The organism is Inquilinus sp. CA228, from assembly GCF_052078665.1.
Classification (GTDB): domain Bacteria; phylum Pseudomonadota; class Alphaproteobacteria; order DSM-16000; family Inquilinaceae; genus Inquilinus.
The window spans coordinates 1-15,061 of sequence record NZ_JBQJIK010000017.1 but is presented as its reverse complement, the minus strand read 5'-3'; the positions used below and the strand labels follow the sequence as shown (position 1 = coordinate 15,061).

Annotated in this window: 17 protein-coding genes; 15 read left to right on the top strand and 2 right to left on the bottom strand. The window is 66.0% G+C overall.

Annotated features, from left to right (window positions below):
- The first annotated feature begins 164 nt into the window (after positions 1-164).
- From ACTOWL_RS10390 to ACTOWL_RS10355, 8 genes are all read left to right on the top strand, one after another.
- Complete coding sequence (locus tag ACTOWL_RS10390) at positions 165-542, top strand: hypothetical protein (RefSeq protein WP_441321149.1); 378 nt, start codon at positions 165-167, stop codon at positions 540-542.
- Position 543: 1 nt separating this feature from the next.
- Positions 544-930 carry a hypothetical protein gene (locus ACTOWL_RS10385; RefSeq protein WP_441321148.1) on the top strand — a complete coding sequence of 129 codons (387 nt, stop codon included), beginning with the start codon at positions 544-546 and terminating at the stop codon, positions 928-930.
- On the top strand, positions 927-1,805 hold the full coding sequence (locus ACTOWL_RS10380) for a hypothetical protein (protein WP_441321147.1): 879 nt from the start codon (positions 927-929) through the stop codon (positions 1,803-1,805). The genes ACTOWL_RS10385 and ACTOWL_RS10380 overlap by 4 nt, the downstream gene beginning before the upstream one ends.
- Entirely contained in the window at positions 1,802-2,131 is a 330-nt protein-coding gene (locus ACTOWL_RS10375; RefSeq protein WP_441321146.1) for a helix-turn-helix transcriptional regulator, read from the top strand. Before ACTOWL_RS10380 ends, ACTOWL_RS10375 begins: the two co-directional genes overlap by 4 nt.
- Positions 2,132-2,185: 54 nt before the next feature.
- A complete protein-coding gene (locus tag ACTOWL_RS10370) occupies positions 2,186-3,205 on the top strand; it encodes a hypothetical protein (protein ID WP_441321145.1) in 1,020 nt (339 codons plus the stop codon).
- The gene (locus ACTOWL_RS10365) at positions 3,202-3,402 is read left to right on the top strand and encodes a hypothetical protein (RefSeq protein ID WP_441321144.1); all 201 of its coding nucleotides are present in this window, start codon (positions 3,202-3,204) and stop codon (positions 3,400-3,402) included. Before ACTOWL_RS10370 ends, ACTOWL_RS10365 begins: the two co-directional genes overlap by 4 nt.
- Complete coding sequence (locus ACTOWL_RS10360) at positions 3,399-3,818, top strand: hypothetical protein (protein WP_441321143.1); 420 nt, start codon at positions 3,399-3,401, stop codon at positions 3,816-3,818. The genes ACTOWL_RS10365 and ACTOWL_RS10360 overlap by 4 nt, the downstream gene beginning before the upstream one ends.
- A gap of 641 nt (positions 3,819-4,459) precedes the next feature.
- Positions 4,460-5,578, top strand: coding sequence for a tyrosine-type recombinase/integrase (locus ACTOWL_RS10355; protein ID WP_441321142.1), 1,119 nt, complete (start codon positions 4,460-4,462; stop codon positions 5,576-5,578).
- Positions 5,579-5,683: 105 nt separating this feature from the next.
- Here ACTOWL_RS10355 and ACTOWL_RS10350 read toward each other — a convergent pair whose 3' ends face one another.
- Positions 5,684-6,028, bottom strand: a complete 345-nt coding sequence (locus ACTOWL_RS10350; protein ID WP_441321141.1) for a hypothetical protein — start codon at positions 6,026-6,028, stop codon at positions 5,684-5,686.
- A gap of 96 nt (positions 6,029-6,124) precedes the next feature.
- Between ACTOWL_RS10350 and ACTOWL_RS10345 the strand changes: the two genes are divergently transcribed.
- From ACTOWL_RS10345 to aguA, 7 genes are all read left to right on the top strand, one after another.
- On the top strand, positions 6,125-6,961 hold the full coding sequence (locus tag ACTOWL_RS10345; protein ID WP_441321140.1) for a phosphodiester glycosidase family protein: 837 nt from the start codon (positions 6,125-6,127) through the stop codon (positions 6,959-6,961).
- 229 nt (positions 6,962-7,190) lie between these two features.
- Positions 7,191-8,576, top strand: coding sequence for an aspartate aminotransferase family protein (locus ACTOWL_RS10340; RefSeq protein ID WP_441321139.1), 1,386 nt, complete (start codon positions 7,191-7,193; stop codon positions 8,574-8,576).
- Between the two features lie 214 nt (positions 8,577-8,790).
- Positions 8,791-9,888, top strand: coding sequence for a polyamine ABC transporter substrate-binding protein (locus ACTOWL_RS10335; protein ID WP_441321138.1), 1,098 nt, complete (start codon positions 8,791-8,793; stop codon positions 9,886-9,888).
- A 67-nt stretch (positions 9,889-9,955) separates the two neighbouring features.
- Positions 9,956-11,104 (top strand): ABC transporter ATP-binding protein, encoded by a 1,149-nt coding sequence (locus ACTOWL_RS10330; RefSeq protein WP_441321137.1) that lies wholly within the window; start codon positions 9,956-9,958, stop codon positions 11,102-11,104.
- Positions 11,101-12,069 (top strand): ABC transporter permease subunit, encoded by a 969-nt coding sequence (locus ACTOWL_RS10325; protein WP_441321136.1) that lies wholly within the window; start codon positions 11,101-11,103, stop codon positions 12,067-12,069. Before ACTOWL_RS10330 ends, ACTOWL_RS10325 begins: the two co-directional genes overlap by 4 nt.
- Positions 12,066-12,902 (top strand): ABC transporter permease subunit, encoded by an 837-nt coding sequence (locus ACTOWL_RS10320; protein ID WP_441321135.1) that lies wholly within the window; start codon positions 12,066-12,068, stop codon positions 12,900-12,902. Before ACTOWL_RS10325 ends, ACTOWL_RS10320 begins: the two co-directional genes overlap by 4 nt.
- Positions 12,903-13,324: 422 nt before the next feature.
- Complete coding sequence (aguA, locus tag ACTOWL_RS10315; RefSeq protein WP_441321134.1) at positions 13,325-14,344, top strand: agmatine deiminase; 1,020 nt, start codon at positions 13,325-13,327, stop codon at positions 14,342-14,344.
- Between the two features lie 19 nt (positions 14,345-14,363).
- Here the strand turns inward: aguA and ACTOWL_RS10310 are convergent, their stop codons facing one another.
- Positions 14,364-14,783, bottom strand: coding sequence for a DoxX family protein (locus tag ACTOWL_RS10310; RefSeq protein ID WP_441321133.1), 420 nt, complete (start codon positions 14,781-14,783; stop codon positions 14,364-14,366).
- Positions 14,784-15,061 lie beyond the last annotated feature (278 nt).

The following is a 15,061-nucleotide window of genomic DNA, read 5'->3' as shown; positions in this document are numbered from 1 at the left end:
GAGCCAGTGAGTTCCCATGAGGTCGTTGCGGTGAGGTTTGTAAGTCTAAGTCATTGATTTTCCTAGAAACGTAAGATCAAATATCGACTATCATCATTGTTGCGTGGGACGAAGTTCTGCATACTATCCCGAGTCATCTGATCTTTGAGAATGCAGGTGACGGAATGGAATCCTCAAAATTCGCCTACGCCTCGCCTTCACAGGGCGACGAGGTTATCCCGATCACGATTACCGTGCAGCGCGCGCAGGCCGAGTCCGGCCTGAGCATGGTCACGATCTACGACCGGATCAATGACGGCTCGCTGGAAACCACCGTGGTCGGCGCCAGGCGGTTGATCTACTACGACAGCTTTCTGCGGATGCTGGGGCTCAACCCCGACGGGTCCCGATCGGAGCGGAGGCCGTATGTCCCGGCCCGGTACATGGGGCGGATGCTGTCGCCGGAAGAGCAGGCCGCACGGACCAAGACGCCGCAGCTCGAGACTCCGCCGAAACGGAGGCGGGGCAGCCGGCGGAAGCACCCGTTGCCGGCGGAGGTGTGAGATGACCCATAACGAGAGCCGCCCGGCGTGGGAGCGCCGGACGGCGGGAACCGAAACGAACGACGACGCGAGCGAACGTCAGCAACAGGATAAGGGGGCTGACCCGGTCATACAAGCCGGGCGCCACTGCCCGCCGAGCAACCCGGTCCTGGCAGAGGCGGTTCGGCTCTTCGGCACCGCGCTCTGCGTCGCGCTCGATGGCCGCATCGCAATCTTCCAGGAGGGCTGGGTCGAGGTCGTCATACGCGGTCGCTCTGCCGGCTGGATGATTGACCATGCCAGCGGATGGAGTGGCACGCTGGCCGAGGCCGAGGCCGAGGCCGCGGCCCTGGCCAATGCCGAATTCGAAGTCGATGCGGCGCAACTCGATCGGGCGCTGCGGTCATGAGCGGAGACACGGAGAAGCGCTTCCGTCAGGCGCTTGAGCATTTGCGTTTGGCGATCCTGATGACGCCTGACCTGACCGATCGGGAGCGGCGCCTCGCCCTTCTCATGGTCGAGCGCACCCATCGCAAGACTTGGACCGAGGCTGAACTGTTTGAAAGCTGGCTCAGCGTCGCAACCCTCGGCAGCGTCACCGGCTATGATCTGCGTACCGTCAAACGCATCCGCCAGGCGCTGGTGCAGAAGGGCGTCATCTACGTCGCTGCGGGCGGAGGCCAAGGGCCGCACAGTACGACCGTCTACGGCTTCAACGGAGACTGGATCAATGGGACTTGGCTGAAGCTGATGGAGACGGGCCGACTTGGGGCGTGGGACCGCAAACGGTATGGCGACGGGCAGAGCACAAGGGTGGCTCCTGCGACCACCCTTAGCGACGATGACGTGCCGGGTCAGAGCGACGCTAAGAGTGGCTCTGGCGACCACCGGGAGGTGGCTCCTGCGGCCATCCTTAAGGATGGCTCCGGCGACCACCCGAACCCCTTGAGCCATAACCCCTCGAATGGACCTATTCCGTCCTCACTACGTTCGGACGGACGGCCTGCGCTTTGCTTGGCCGTCGATGTTCCGTCTTCGCTTGGCTCATCCGGCCGGCAGGATGAATGTTTTTCATGCCAGCATGACGACGTTCCGGAAGTCACGGTCCTCGCCAGGTGGCTGAACGCCGAGCTGGCCGCCGGCATCGATATCGATGCGGTCGGCGCCGCATCCGGCCTTGACCGCGCCAGCGTCCGCGCCGTCGCGGCCGGCAAGGCGCGCCTGAGCGAGATCGACGAGCGCCGGCTGGTCGATGCCGTCCTGGCCGTGCGGGAAGCGATATGAGCAACATGGAGAAGGAGCCGGTGATGGTCAGCCGGGCGGAGCGCGGTGCCGAGACTGTCGCGCTGCTGCGCCGGTCGCTGCGCGAGAGTGGGGTGGAACTGACCGGCGACGACAGGGTCGACGCGGCGACCGCCGCGCGGCTCTTGGGCGTGACTACCGCGACGCTCGACCGCTGGCGCCGGGATAATCTCGGCCCGGCCCACTACGCCCGTGGCATGGGCTCGGCGCGCGTGACGTATCGGCTGAGCGACCTCGGCACCTGGATCGAGAGCGCTCGTTTCGAGAACGGCGGGCCGACGGATGGAATGGGGTTGGTCTCGACATGACCGGCCGCCGCGCCCGGCGCATCCTGGCTCAACCTTGACCACCGGAGGCCGAGCATGGTGCCCATCCCAATCGCCGCCGAGTTTCTCTTGGTGGCCCGCGCCATCTTGGCCGCCAGAGGCGACCCGCTCGGCAGCGCCCTGTTTGCGGAGGGCCGGCAGCCGCAGTCGAAGGCCGCGATGATCTTGCGCGCCGCCATCGCCGCCGGCACCACGACCGATCCGAGCTGGGCGTCGGCGCTGAGTGGGTATCGAACCGTCAGCGACGCCTTCATCGCGTCGATGCGGCCGAATTCCGTCTTCGTCAGGCTCGCGGAAGACGGTGCCCTGCATCCGATCCCGATCGGCATCGCCATCGCCATCGTCACCGGTGCCGCAGTCGGCGCGGCGATACCCGAGAACAAGCCGAAGCTCATCTCCCGCCTGAGCCTGACCGCCGACCGGACCGAGCCGCGGAAGACCAGCGCGATCCTGATCGTGTCTAACGAGCTGGCACGGTCGCTCTTGCCTGGCGCTGGCGCCTTGCTCGCCACCGAGCTGCGGGGCGCCTGTGCGAGTGCGCTGGACGGCGCCTTCCTGGCCACCGCGACCGAAGGCGTGGTGCCGATCGCGTCGACCGGCGTCAGCCCTGCCCAAGTCGCGGCCGATCTGAAGTCGATGTTGACAACCGTCAATGTGAGCGGTGCCGGCAAGCTTTACTGGATTGGCGCCGCCGTAATGGCCAACGGCTTCGCGACCGCGGTCTCTTCGGCCGGCGATTTCACCTACCCGACTATGTCGCCATCAGGTGGCGAGTTGTTGAATACGCCGTTCCTGGTCAGCGACGGTCTGGCGGCGGACGAGCTGGTATTGGTCGACGGCTCGGCCCTCGCCGGCATGATCGACTTGGCCGTATTGGACGGCACGACGGCGGCGACCATCGAGATGGACGACAACCCGGCCGATCCGCCCGGCGCCGGGACGCTGACCTCGTTGTTTCAGCAGGATCTGGTCGGCCTGCGTTGCGAGACGTGGTTCGCCCTGGAGCGGATCCGGGCGAACGGCGCGGCGAAGCTGAGCGGGTTGGTGTGGCCGTGATCGACGATCTCGACATGGACGACGACGGCCTCGACCCTCACTCGGAGGCGCTGATCGCAATCCAGCGACGACTGGGCGACCTGCTGGCGGTCCAGAGCCTCATCAGGCTGGAGCTCGACAAAATGTCGAGGGACCACCGGGACATGATCCGGCGGCTCGGCGAACTCGAACGGCGACGCGGAGGCGATCCGGCATGACGACGCCGAGCAGGACGATCGCGGCGGCCACGGCCGCGCCGGAGACGAGCGTGCAGGGCATCCTCCGCGAGGCGATCCGCAGCCGGCCGAATGCCGCCGCCGGTGCCGGCGTGGCCGTCGAAGCGCTAGGGCTGGCGGTCACGCAGGCGCTCCGTACCGTGGCAAGCGAGGTTTGCGCGCTCCGGCGTGAGCTCGTCGAGCTCAAGGTCCGGGTCGACGACCTGGCGGAGGCAAAGGCGATCCCCTACGCCGGCACGTGGAAGTCTGGCCAGAGCTACGCCGCCGGAACGTGGATCACACACGACGGCAGCGTGTGGATCGCGGCCGAGAACACCGCTGCCCGACCCGGCGATGGTCCGACCCCCTGGCGGCTGGCGGTCAAGCGGGGCAAGGACGGCAAGGACGTGCGGGGCTGACCGAGCAGGATCGACCCCCATCGACCCTGCGGACCCCAGGGAAACCGAGGATTTTAGCGGCCCCGAGACTGATTCTCAACAGCGGGTCGGCCGCAGGGGGGCGGGGGTAATAAAGTTGGGCGCCCCCGGCTGGGGATCGGCGCGGGAACAGTCGCTTTGGGCGCCGCGAAACTCGGAATCGGGGCAAACGACCCAACAGTTAACCCATTGAGATCCCAGCGCTCCCCGGCGCCGATCGGCAATCGACCGGAGCGCCATCGCAAGATCATCCGAACAGAGTGACGACAGATCGAGCAATAAAAGTACAGAGAGATCTTAGGTCGCCTTGTCCGATTATTGCACGCCCGAAGAAGCACCGATCTCGGCAAAGGGAACGCAACTTGCGCCTTTGTTGACACTGCTGGCCGTTCTTGGCAGACTCGACGAAAGAGCCAGACTTTGGATCCTTCGCCACCTTCCCGCACTCCGGCGACCACCGGCCGAAGAGTGGCGAGATCAAGGGCGGCGGCTGGTGATCTGGCGACGAGTAGGATTTACAAACCTAGGCATCCTGCCGGGTTGAGGGCTGGAAGTCGATCTTTCGCCACCGTAAAGACTTCCTTGGAAGGGCCTGAATTCAGGCCCTCGAAGGGAGCGAACAGATGGCAGCCGTCAAGTTGAAACACGTCAACACCTTCCCCGACCGGCACGGCAAGCTGCGGTCTTATTTCCGGTTTCCCGGCCAGAAGGCCGTTTCCCTGCCCGGCCGTCCCGGATCGCCGGACTTCATGACCGCCTACAACGTCGCGCTCGGCTTCGCGCCGCAGATCGAGGCGGCGCCGGATCGGACCAAATTCGCCGCGTCCGATCGGACCTTCGCCGCGCTCGTCGCGAAGTACAAAGAGACCGAGATCCCGAGCATCAACGCCGCGCGGAGCAAGAAGACCGTTACCGGGATCCTCGATCGCTTCGTCGCGAAACACGGGACGAAATCGGTCGTCCGGATGTCCGTCGACGATTGCGTTACCGAGGTGTTCGGCAAGATGAAGGATCGTCCCGGCGCCCACAACAATCTCCTCAGCCGGTTCCGGATCCTGATCCAGTTTGCGATCGATCTCGGCTGGCGGCAGACCGATCCGAGCAAGCGGGTTAAGCCGATGAAGCTCGGCACGTGGCATACCTGGAACGAGGAAGAGATTGAGCTCTTCGAGAAGCGCTTCGAGATCGGGACGCGCGAGCGGACCGCCTTCGAGCTCTTCCTCCATACCGGCCAGCGGGTATCCGACGTTTGCAAGATGTCCTGGCGGCACTTCAACGAAGAGCGCGGGACGATCACCGTCGCCCAGGCGAAGGCCCAAGCCGAGCAGAACGACACCTCGCTTGAGATCGTCTGCAATCCGGATCTCGCCGCCGCGCTCGCCGCCTGGAAGGCGACGTGCCTCGTCGAGAAACGTCCGGTCTCGCTCAAGCAGACGATCATCACGACCGAGATTGGCGGCGACTATATCGCGAAGTCGTTCGGCGACTGGATGGCGAACCTCATCGACGACGCCAAGCTCCCGGACCGTTGCGTCCCGCACGGCCTCCGGAAGGCGGCTTGCCGGCGTCTCGCGGAGGCCGGTTGCTCGGCAAACGAGATCATGTCGATCACGGGGCACAAGACGCTCCGCGAAGTCGAGCGCTACTGCAAGATGGCCGACCAGCTTCGGCTTTCCGGCAACGTGGCTCGCAAGATGCGGGAGCACTTCCGGCGGGAAGCGGAAGAGGCCGACGCCGCTTAATTCGGCTTTGCCCAGGCCTTACAAACGGAACATCTAGCGGACACCGATTTTACAAACCTTTTACAAACCCTCGCGAAACCCTAGGCTTTCTGCCGGTTTCGAGACCTAACGGAAGATCAGGTTGATCTCGCGCTCGGTGCCCTCGACCCGCTCGCGGAAGCTGTAGCCGAGATTGTTCAGCCGGCAGGTGCCCGGCGAATCGTAGTAGCGGACGGTGCGGACCTTATCGACCGCGAAGCTGCCGTCGACGGTGCGGTCGAAGCCGGCGGCGGTCAGCCTGGTCCGCAGCTCGGACAGGAAGCTGTTGGCCGTGGCGACCGGCTGCGCCTGGAACTTTGCCGGATCGAGCAGGACCTTGTATTCCTTGCCCGTCAGCGGGTCGGCGGCCTGCGTGGTGCCCGCTGCGGCCACCAAGAAGCCGATCAGCCCGAGGCGAAGCCATGTCATCATTTGGTGCGAATCCCCCGGCATGAATGATGCGAATGCGCGGCAGGCTAGGCGGTCTGTATGAAGCTGATATGTCAACGGCCCCATGATCGACGTCACATGGCGAGACTTTTCTCCTTGCTGGTGCTGCTGCTGACCGCCGCCTGCGGCGCGGCCGTCAGCACGCCGCGGCCCGCCCCGGTCTCCGAGCACGCGCCGCCGCCCGCGGCCCAGGCCGCTCCGGTTCCGGCGCCCGAGGCTACCGCCGCGGCGCTGTGCCGGCCGGCGTCCTTCGAGGCGGTCGACTACACCGTCTGCGAGGTCGACCTGCGCCGCTATCGCCTGGGCCTGTTCTGGCAGGGCGGCGACGGCCGGGCCTATGGCTCGCTCTACGCCTTCAAGCGGGCGATGGCGGCGGCGGGCGACCCGCCGCTGGTGGCGATGAATGCCGGCATGTACCACGAGGACCTGTCGCCGGTCGGCCTGTTCGTCTCCGGCGGGCGGCAGCTGAACCCGGCCAACGAGGCGGATGGCGATGGCAACTTCTTCATGAAGCCGAACGGCGTCTTCTATGCCGATGGCGAGCGCGCCGGGATCCTGGAGACCGGGGCCTTTCTACGCCAGGCCCCGGCCGCCGGCATCGCCACCCAGTCCGGCCCGCTGCTGGTGGCCGACGGCACCCTGCACCCGCTGTTCAGCGACGACGGCCCGTCGCGCAAGACCCGCAACGGAATCGGCATCCGCGACGACCACACCGTGGTCTTCGCCATCTCGCGCGACGGGGTCAGCTTCGGCAGCTTCGCCCGGCTGTTCCGCGACGCGCTGGGCTGCCGCAACGCGCTCTATCTCGACGGCTCGGTCTCGGCCCTGTCGGCGCCGGACGGGCTGTCGGTCGGCTGGGGCATCCGGGTCGGCCCGATCCTGGCCGTGTTCGACCGCAGCGCGCCGATGAGCTAGCGGGGGCCGAGTCGCTCGGCTAGTGACGCCGCGCGCCGGCAGCGATATGCTTGCGGCACCATGACACGGCCACGGCCCCATCGCAGTCGTCAATCGCGCAAGCAGCAGCTGATGCTGCTGTGCGCGCGCATCGGCTACAACCCGCCGCGGGCCTGAGTTTGCCACGGGCCCGCTGCAACAGGCGGCCCGGTTTCCGCATTTCTCGTCCGGATTCACGCGAGGTCGCGTCATGAACAGTTTTGCCGCCAGCCGCACCACCGCCGAGTGGAAGGCGCTGGACACCGCCCATCACCTGCACCCTTTCACCGACTACAAATCGCTCGCCGCCGAAGGCGGCAGCCGCGTCATCACCCGCGCCGAGGGCGTCTGGCTGTGGGATTCCGAAGGCCGCCAGCTGATCGACGGCATGGCCGGGCTGTGGTGCGTCAATGTCGGCTACGGCCGCAAGGAGCTGGCCGACGTCGCCCATGAGCAGATGCTCGAGCTGCCCTTCTACAACACCTTCTTCAAGACCACGACGCCGGCCGCGGCCGAGCTGTCGGCCAAGCTGGCCGAGATCACGCCGGCCGGCCTCAGCCGCGTCTTCTATGCCAACAGCGGGTCGGAGGCGAACGACACCATCGTCCGCATGGTCCGGCACTTCTGGGACCTGAAGGGCAAGCACCGCAAGAAGACGATCATCGGCCGGCAATACGGCTATCACGGCTCGACCATGGCCGCCGTGTCGCTCTCCGGCATGGGGGCGATGCACCGCCAGGCCGACCTGCCGTTTCCGGGCTTCCACCACGTCATGGCGCCCTACTGGTACGACAATGGCGGCGACCTGGAGCCGGAGGCCTTCGGCAAGCTGGCCGCCAAGGCGGTCGAGGACCGGATCAAGGAGCTCGGCGCCGACAGCGTCGCCGCGGTGATCGCCGAGCCGATCCAGGGCGCCGGCGGCGTCATCATTCCGCCCGCCAGCTACTTCCCGGAGCTGCAGCGCATCTGCCGCGAGCACGACGTGCTGCTGATCGCCGACGAGGTGATCACCGGCTTCGGCCGCACCGGCGAATGGTTCGGCTCCGACCTGTTCGGCATCAAGCCGGACCTGATGACCCTGGCCAAGGGCATCACCTCGGGCTACCTGCCGCTGTCCGCCGTCATGGTCGGCGACCGGGTGGCCGAGACGCTGATCGAGGAAGGCGGTGAGTTCTATCACGGCTTCACCTATTCCGGTCACCCGGTGGCCTGCGCCGTGGCGCTGGCCAACATCCGGATCCTGGAGCGGGAAGGGCTGGTTGACCGCACCCGGACCGACATCGGCCCGTATTTCCAGGACCGGCTGCGCGAAGCCTTCGCCGACCATCCGATCGTCGGCGAGGTGCGCGGCGTCGGCCTGATCGCGGCGATCGAGCTGGTTCAGGACAAGGCCACCCGCCGCCGCTTCCCGAACTACGGCTCGGTCGGCTCCCAGTGCCGCAACCATTGCTTCGCCAACGACCTGGTGATGCGCGGGGTGCGCGACGCCATGGTGCTGTCGCCGCCGCTGGTGATCGCGCGCGACGAGGTCGACGAGCTGGTCCGGCGGGCCAAGCTCGCGATCGACGCCACGGCGCGGGACGTCGGCAAGATGTGAAGGGCAGGGCGGTCGTGATGCGGCCGCCCTTCTTCGTTGGGGATGACGGGATTGAGAATGTCATGAAGGCAGGGCACAGGGAGGTCGGGTTCGAGCCCCGTCCTGTGCGCTGCGCCATCGGCGCGATTGACAGGTTTCGCGGCGCTGGAGTGCAATGAATAGGAATGGGGCCGGCTCGACGGGTCTCGAACGATCACAGACAGGGAATGGTTACATGAAGCGTCTCGTGCAAAGCCTCCTTGCAACCGTCGCGCTGTGCGCCGCGGCGGCGCCGGCCCTGGCGCAGGACAAGGTCGTCAACATCTACAACTGGTCCGACTATATCGGCGAGACCACCCTGGCCGACTTCACCGCCGCGACCGGGATCAAGACCGTCTACGACACCTACGACAACAACGAGGTGCTGGAGGCCAAGCTGCTGGCCGGCAGCTCCGGCTACGACCTCGTCGTGCCGACCGCGCAGCCCTTCCTGTCGCGTCAGATCAAGGCGGGGGTCTATCTCGAGCTCGACAAGTCGAAGATCCCGAACTGGAAGAATCTCGACCCGGCGCTGCTGAAGTCGGCGGAGGGCGCCGATCCCGGCAACAAATACGCCGCCATCTACCAGTGGGGCACGGTCGGCATCGGCTACAACGTCGACCAGGTGAAGAAGCGGCTCGGCGACGTGCCGCTCGACAGCTTCGACCTGGTGTTCAACCCCGAGAACGCCAAGAAGCTGGCCGATTGCGGCATCACCACGCTGGACAGCCCGACCGACATCATCCCGGTGGTGCTGAACTATCTGAAGCTCGACCCGAACAGCCAGAAGCCGGAGGATCTGAAGGCCGCCGAAGAGGCGATCATGAAGTTCCGGCCCTATCTGAAGTACCTAAGTTCGTCGCAATACATCAACGACCTGGCCGGCGGCAACGTCTGCGTCTCGATCGGCTGGTCGGGTGACGTCAGCATCGCCAGGGCCCGGGCCGAGGAAGCCAAGAACGGCGTCAACATCGACTACATCATCCCCAAGGAATCGACCTTGGTGTGGTTCGACATGATCGGCATTCCCAAGGATGCCCCGCATCCGGACGAAGCCTATGCCTTCATCAACTACATCCTCGATCCCAAGGTGATGGCCGGGATCGACGATTTCGTCGGCTACGGCAATGCGGTGCTGGGCGCCCGCGAGCTGATGGACCCCGAGATCGCCAACGATCCGCGCGTCTTCCCGCCAGAGGATGTGATGAAGCGCCTGTTCGCGATCACCGAGGCGTCGCCCAGCTACGAGCGACTGCGGACGCGGACCTGGACGCGGATCCGCACCGGCCAGTAAATCGCGCGGCCGCCGCACCCGAGAGGGGCGGCGGCCGTTCCGCATGGGACAGGGGGCGGAGGGCCGGATGGGCCAAGCTAAGCCGAAGCAGCAGACGGCGCCGCAGCCATGGCGCAATCCGGACGAGAAGCCTTACGTCCGGATCGAGAAGGTGACCAAGAAGTTCGGCGACTTCACCGCCGTCGACGATGTCAGCCTGTCGATCTACCGCGGCGAGTTCTTCGCCCTGCTGGGCGGGTCGGGCTGCGGCAAGACCACGCTGTTGCGGATGATGGCGGGGTTCGAGCGGCCGACCGAGGGCAAGATCTTCATCGACGGCGTCGACATGACCGCCGTGCCGCCCTACGACCGGCCGGTCAACATGATGTTCCAGTCCTATGCGCTGTTCCCGCATATGACGGTGGAGCAGAACGTCGCCTTCGGCCTGCGCCAGGACCGGGTGCCGTCGGCCGAGATCAAGACCCGCGTCGCCGAGGTGCTGGAGCTGGTGCAGCTCGGCCGGTTCTCGAAGCGCAAGCCGCACCAGCTCTCGGGCGGCCAGCGCCAGCGCGTCGCCCTGGCGCGCAGCCTGGTCAAGAAGCCCAAGATCCTGCTGCTGGATGAGCCGCTGGGCGCGCTCGACAAGAAGCTGCGCGAGCAGACCCAGTTCGAGCTGGTCAACATCCAGGAGAAGGTCGGCATCACCTTCGTGGTCGTGACCCACGACCAGGAGGAGGCGATGACGATGTCCAGCCGCATCGCGGTGATGAACTCCGGCTACATCTCGCAGCTCGGCACCCCGGCCGAGATCTACGAGTACCCGCAATCGAAATTCGTGGCCGACTTCATCGGCTCGGTGAACCTGTTCGAGGGCCGGATCGCCGAGGACCACCCGGAGCATGTCATCATCGACAGCCCGGAGGCCGGCTGCCGGCTCTACATCAGCCATGGCCTGCCGGTGCCGGTCGGAACCCAAGTCTGGGTCGCCGTTCGGCCGGAGAAGATCGCCATCTCGAAGCAGCCGCCTGGCGAGGACGGCACCAACAGCACCCGAGGCGCGGTCAAGGAGATCGCCTATCTCGGCAACCTCTCGATCTATCTGATCGCGCTGCCGAACGGGAAGACGGTGCGGGTCACGGCGCCGAACGTGTCGCGCCTGACCGAGATGCCGATCACCTGGGAAGACGAGGTCTGGCTGTCCTGGCAGCCCTTCGCCGGCGTGGTGCTGACGCAATGACCGCCGTGACGGCGAGCGACGCGGCAGACGCCGCCGCACCGAAAGCCGCGGCGGGGCCGTCGCTGCTGCGGCGGCTGAGCGGCCGGCTGGGCCGCAGCTGCGTCATCGCGCTGCCCTATGTCTGGCTGTTCCTGTTCTTCCTCGTCCCGTTCATCATCGTCCTGAAGATCGCCTTCGCCGACAAGATCATCGGCCAGCCGCCCTACACGCCGCTGTTCAGCTGGATCGACGACGCCCATCTCGGCATCTCGCTCGCCCTCGGCAATTTCCAGTTCCTGCTCGACGACCCGCTGTATGTCAGCGCCTATCTCAGCTCGATCAAGATCGCGGCGATCTCGACGGTGCTGAGCCTGCTGATCGGCTACCCCATGGCCTATGCCATCGCCCGGTCGAGCCAGCAGTGGCGGGTGCCGCTGCTGATGCTGGTGATCCTGCCGTTCTGGACCTCGTTCCTGATCAGGGTCTACGCCTGGATCGGCATCCTCCAGAGCCAGGGATTGCTCAACAACCTGCTGATCTGGCTCGGCATCATCGACCAGCCGCTGGAGATCCTGCACACCGACGTCGCCGTCTATATCGGCATCGTCTATTCCTACCTGCCCTTCATGATCCTGCCGCTCTACGCGACGCTGGAGAAGCTCGACGGGTCGCTGCTCGAGGCGGCGGAGGATCTCGGCTGCCGGCCGTGGAAGGCGTTCCTGCTGATCACCCTGCCGCTGTCGCTGCCTGGCATCATCGCCGGCTCGCTGCTGGTGTTCATCCCGGCGGTCGGCGAATACGTCATCCCCGAGCTGCTCGGCGGCATCGACACGCTGATGATCGGCAAGGTGCTGTCGAACGAGTTCTTCCAGAACACCGACTGGCCGGTGGCCTCGGCGGTGGCGATCGTGCTGCTGCTGGTGCTGGTGATCCCGATCATGGTCTTCCAGTACGTCCAGGCGAAGCAGCAGGAGGCGGAACGATGAGGCGGCCCTGGTTCCTGTTCACCTGCCTGGTGTTCGGCTACGCCTTCTTGTACGTGCCGATCATCCTGTTGATGATCTACTCCTTCAACGAGAGCCGGCTGGTCACGGTCTGGGGCGGCTTCTCGACCAAGTGGTACGGCACGCTGCTGGACAATGCGCAGATGATGGACGCGGCGCGGCGGTCGCTGGAGATAGCGGCGATCGCCGCCACCGTCGCCTGCGTTCTCGGCACCGTCGCCGGGCTGGTGCTGGCCCGGTTCGGCCGGTTCCGCGGCCGCACCCTGTTCTCCGGCATGGTCACGGCACCGTTGGTGATGCCCGAGGTGATCACCGGCCTGTCGCTGCTGCTGCTGTTCGTGGCGATGGAGGGACTGCTCGGCTTTCCGCAGGGCCGCGGCATGGTGACGATCACCATCGCCCACATCACCTTCTGCCTGGCCTATGTCGCGGTGGTCGTGCAGTCGCGGCTGGTCAGCCTCGACGAATCGATCGAGGAGGCGGCGATGGATCTCGGCGCCCGGCCGCTGACCGTGTTCTTCTGGATCACCCTGCCGATCATCTCGCCGGCGGTGATCGCGGGCTGGCTCCTGTCCTTCACCCTGTCGCTGGACACGCTGGTGATCACCAGCTTCGTCTCCGGTCCCGGCTCGACCACGCTGCCGGTCTACATCTTCTCCAAGGTGAAGCTCGGGGTGACGCCGGAGATCAACGCGCTGGCCACCATCATCGTCGTCATCGTCACCACCGGTGTGGTGATTGCCGGCGCCCTCCTGGTGCGGCACGAGAAGAAGCGGCGGCGGGACGAGCAGCTCGCTTTCGCTGCGGGAACGTAGGGCGGACCCGGCCGAAACGGTGTTTTCTGCCGATTTCAAGCTGCGCCGCGCAGGACTCTGAGTCATGCGCGGCGCGCAGGTGACCCTCGGCGTTTGCCCCCAGAGCAAAAATCAGGCCGATCGACTATATCTACGGCGTTCGAGAACAATTAAATGAGTTTCTCATGTCGTTTCTGTCGATCTTTGGAACCATTCGTCTGGCGCCGTTCGGCCGCCGTTTGACGAAGCGGGAAAAGTCGATCTCTCAGCGCCGCATTTGATTGTCGCGCTGTCATCATAGTCCTTCGGGACGATCGGTTTCTCGGGCCTGGCCGGTTGGTCGGGCCCGTTCCATATCCGGGGTCTGAAAACCGGCTCTTTCATCCGGACGCGGCGGACGCTAGCCTCTGGCGCTTGAGCCTAAACCACAGCGGAACCCCATTGTGACTGTCCCTGCATCCCTCGGCTACGTCATGCCCGCGGAATGGGAGCCCCACAGCCGCTGCTGGATGGCCTGGCCCTGCCGCGACGAGGTCTGGGGCGAGCAGATGGATGCCGCCCGCACCGCCTATGCCGACGTCGCCCGGGCCATCGCCGATTTCGAGCCGGTGACCTTGGTCTGCAACCCGTCGGACGTGGCCGAGGCGTCGCTGACCCTGGGCAACGGCACTGCGATCGACGTGGTGTCGATGGAGATCGACGACAGCTGGCTGCGCGATTCGGGGCCGACCTTCCTGCTCGACCGCAACGGCCACCTCGCCGGCGCGCATTGGCGCTTCAACGCCTGGGGCCAGAAATACCAGCCCTACAGCCGCGACGCGGTGGTGGCGAAGCGGATCCTGAAGCATGTCGGCGCCCGGCGCTTCCGCGCGCCCTTCGTGCTCGAGGGCGGGGCCATCCATGTCGACGGCGAAGGCACGGTGCTGACCACCGAGCAGTGCCTGCTGAACCCGAACCGCAACCCGGACATCACCAAGGCCCAGGTCGAGCAGAACCTGCGCGACTGGCTCGGAATCTCCACCGTGATCTGGCTGCCCGAGGGGATCGAGGACGACGAGACCGACGGCCATGTCGACGAGATCGCCTGCTTCGTGCGGCCGGGCGTGGTGCTGGCGCTGTCGACCGACGACAAGAGCGACGGCAATTTCGACACGCTGCAGACCAATCTCGACATCCTGCGCTCGGCCAAGGACGCCAAGGGCCGGCCGCTGCAGGTGATCGAGGTGCCCCAGCCGGCGCGGCAGGAGCACAACGGCAAGCGGCTGAGCCTGTCCTACGTCAACTTCTACATCGCCAATGGCGGCGTGGTGATGCCGGCCTTTGACGTGGCCGAGGACGAGCGCGCCTTCCGCATCATCCGCGACGCCTTCCCGAACCGCCGCGTGGTCCAGGTCCATGCCCGCGACATCTTCCTCGGCGGCGGCGGCATCCACTGCATCACCCAGCAGCAGCCGGCGGCGTAACGCCGGCCGTTGCCAAGGATCAGGCCGTCGCCAGGCGCGGGTTGCGCACGGCATCCAGGCTCCAGGCCCCACCGCCGGCGGCAGCGAGGTACAGGAAGACGAAGCTGTACAGTGCCGCCAGCTCGCCCTGGTTCAGGATCGGGAAGAAGCTGCTCGACGCATGGGCCATGAAATAGGCCACCGCCATCTGGCCGGACAGGATGAAGGCGACCGGGCGGGTGAACAGCCCGATCAGCAGCAGCAGGCTGCCGACGATCTCCAGCACGCCGGCCAGGCCGATCAGCGAGAACAGCTGCAGCCCGTCGAAAAAGGCGACATGCGGGAAGCCGAACAGCTTGGCCATGCCATGCTGCAGGAAGAACAGGGCAGTGGCGATGCGCAGGATGCTGAGCACGCGCGGCGCCCAGGTACGGTCGAGCTGGTCGTTCAGGTCAGCCATGATCGTCTCCGGATCAAAGGGGAGGGAAGGGTGCCGCGGGGGCTTGCACCCGCTGCGCCGGGCCCGGTGGGCGCGTTCCGGGCCCGGTGGCAGCGTTGCGATTGAGTTGCTTTTGCGATCCGCGGTCAAGCCGCCGATCGCACAACAATTCGTCGCGCCGCGGACAACAATGGGCCGGCGCGCTCTGAGACCGTTTGGAAGTGCGCTGGTGTGAGTCGGCTGGCGGTGGTTTCGAGAACCGGCGCGCAGCGGACGTTTGGGTCCGGGAGCGCCGGAAG